This window comes from Terrisporobacter muris (genome assembly GCF_024621905.1).
GTDB classification, from domain to species: domain Bacteria; phylum Bacillota; class Clostridia; order Peptostreptococcales; family Peptostreptococcaceae; genus Terrisporobacter; species Terrisporobacter muris.
Map to the genome: position 1 here is coordinate 1 of NZ_JANKBY010000394.1, position 2853 is coordinate 2853.

Here is a 2853-nt window from a genome sequence, read left to right on the forward strand (position 1 = left end):
GTGCATTCTTTACAGTATCCCTTATTATTTATAAAACATAAAACATTATTTATTTCATGTTCAGAATCCACAGAAACCATTACTGCCAATTCTTCCTCATTGGAATCTATCACTTCATGTTCATATACACAATCATTTATAAGTTCTATAATTTTATCTTTTTTAGGTGATTTAAATCTTAATAAAGCCTCACAATTATGATTTATAATTTTTTCCACCTCTATTTTTTCTTTTGTAAATGAATCAATATTGCATACTCTTTTGTCAAAAATATCTATTACATCAGCATAGGCTGCACTTCCTGTAGGCTCTTTCCCTGCTCCTTTTCCTACAAAAGAAACCTCACCTACAGAGTCTACATTGAAAACTACTATATTGTACTCATTATCGATTCTTGAAAGTAGACTATTATTATCCACAAGAACTGGTCTTACAAATCCACTAACTTTTTTATCATTTAACTTACTTTGACCTACCAACTTTATCTTACATCCCAACTTCTTAGCATAATAAATATCCTTCCTATCTATATTAGAAATGCCTTCCAAATAGAAATCCTTCCAATACACTCTTCTATCATAAGCTAATGTTGATAAAATAGATAATTTTCTTGCAGCATCATAACCTTGTACATCTGATTCTGGATTAGCTTCTGCAAATCCCAACTCTTGAGCTTCTTTTAAAACTTCTTCATAAGATAAATTTTCATCATACATTTTACTAAGTATATAGTTTGTAGTTCCATTTAAAATTGCATACATACTTTCTATCAAATTTCCTTCCAATGACTCTATAAGTGGCTTAAGCACAGGAATACCTCCACCTACTGATGCCTCAAACCTTAAACTAACATTGTTTTCTTTTGCTATTTTCACAAGCTTGTCACCATATTCTGCCAGCATATCTTTGTTTGCAGTAACCACGTTTATTTTACTTTCCAAAGCTCTTTTTATATATTTATAAGCAGGATTTAAACCACCTATAAGCTCTACTAATATATCAAACTCTTTATTAAATACTTCTTCTATATCCTCTGTTATTAAATGTTCATATTTTGAACTTTTATACTTATTTTTGTCCCTTACTAAAATACTTGCTATTTCTATATTTCTTTTTCCTTTATTGCTATCTATCATTTCTACTAGACCTTTTCCCATTGTTCCATATCCAAGTATTGCTATTTTCATATTTATATCCCCCTTGATAATATCTTTACTCCTTCATCCAACCATTCCTTTTAATCCCACTTTAAGCACTGCGTGGACGATATGAAATTTTAAGCCACTGCATGGTTGCCATGTGATTTTCCAACCATCTTATTTAAATATCAAAAAAGCCTGAGTATAAACTCAGGCTTTGTAGGCTATAATTTATACTTATCTTTCAGCATAATTGCTGCAGGACTTAGCACCATTGTATATTAATATATACTGGTTGCTGGGTTTCACAGGGCCTTTCCCTCCACCTCTCTGGATAAGAAGTATTTAGTTTTGAGCAAATCAAATTTTTTATTTGATTTAAATAATAGCAGAGTTTGTATTCAATGTAAAGAAAATTATATAAACTTAAATTACATAACTATTATTTAATCCCTATTAAGATTAATTAGATATTTCCTCCAATTTACTCAATATATCATTAAATCTTTTATCTTCTCTTAAAAAATCATACTTATCATCTAGTAATAACTTTTTCAAATTTACAAGAAGATATGTTTTAGAATGAACACCAGAAAATAGCTCTAATTTATCAAACAATAAATGATTATCAAAAGTAAAATCCATTTCATAGCATTCCAATAATTTTTCAATATGATCTAAAGTTTTTTTAATATTTTTCTCCTTAGCATATAGCTCTCCATACATAAGATTGTTGCTTACTCCATATACACTATCCACTTGAAAAATATCTATTAGCTTATCCTCAAGTTTAAGAACCTCTTTTGCTTTATTATAATCTTTTTCTTGTGCAAATAAACTTACATAGCTGTCTAGAGACATTTTTAAACTACTTAATTTCTTATAAGTTAACGTTCTTAAAAGTTCTATTGCTTCATCTTTTTTATTTTGATTAATATATAAACCTACTAGCATATCATCTCTATTCGCTGTCATTTTCGGCAAACTTAGTAAAACCTCTTCCGCCTTTTTAAAATCTTCATTCATAGAATATAAAGAACTTAAACTATACTTAGAAACTTCACTTATTTCTACTTCACTGCTTTTTGCACATTCTTCAAATAATTCTATGGATTTATTTAACATAACCTTGGCTTCATCTTCATCTTTTGCACTTGGAATTGACATCATATACAAAGAAGCAATCCTAAATTTCAAAAATATATTGTTGGGATATTCTTTTATATAACCCTCACATGACTTTATGCCATTTTCCACTGTATCTTTTTCAAATAATGATGCACACTTTTTTACTATTTCCATTACTTCTTCATTAGTAATATCTTTTTCGTAATTTAAAAGTTGGTCTATGGAAGTATTGAAAAACCTTGCTATGGATGGTAATAAAGTAATATCTGGATAAGAACTATTACTTTCCCATTTCGATACAGCTGCAGTGGATACTCCTACTGCCTTTGCTAAATCTTCTTGGGTTAAATTCTCTTCTTTTCTTAATTTATATATGACTTGACCTATTTCTAGTTTCATATTTATCTCCCGTTTTATAGTTTATTAATAAGATCTTATATTTTTATTATAACTTTATACAAATACACAAACAATGGAGGCATAGTTAAAGAAAATGTAAAATAATTTAACCACAAGTTGATTTTTTTAATTATTAGTTAATAATTTCATCACTAATTAAGATTTATTTTTTAATTTTTTTATATTT

2 protein-coding genes and 1 riboswitch are annotated in these 2853 nt (G+C 28.1%); both genes read right to left on the minus strand.

Features of this window, described 5'->3' with window-relative positions; translation table 11 throughout:
* On the minus strand, positions 1-1187 hold a 1187-nt coding region (locus tag NSA58_RS18285), incomplete at its 3' end, for a homoserine dehydrogenase (protein WP_257560801.1).
* A gap of 186 nt (positions 1188-1373) precedes the next feature.
* Positions 1374-1480, minus strand: a riboswitch (SAM riboswitch).
* A gap of 121 nt (positions 1481-1601) precedes the next feature.
* Entirely contained in the window at positions 1602-2666 is a 1065-nt protein-coding gene (locus tag NSA58_RS18290; RefSeq protein ID WP_074429936.1) for a helix-turn-helix domain-containing protein, read from the minus strand.
* Between the last annotated feature and the right edge of the window lie 187 nt (positions 2667-2853).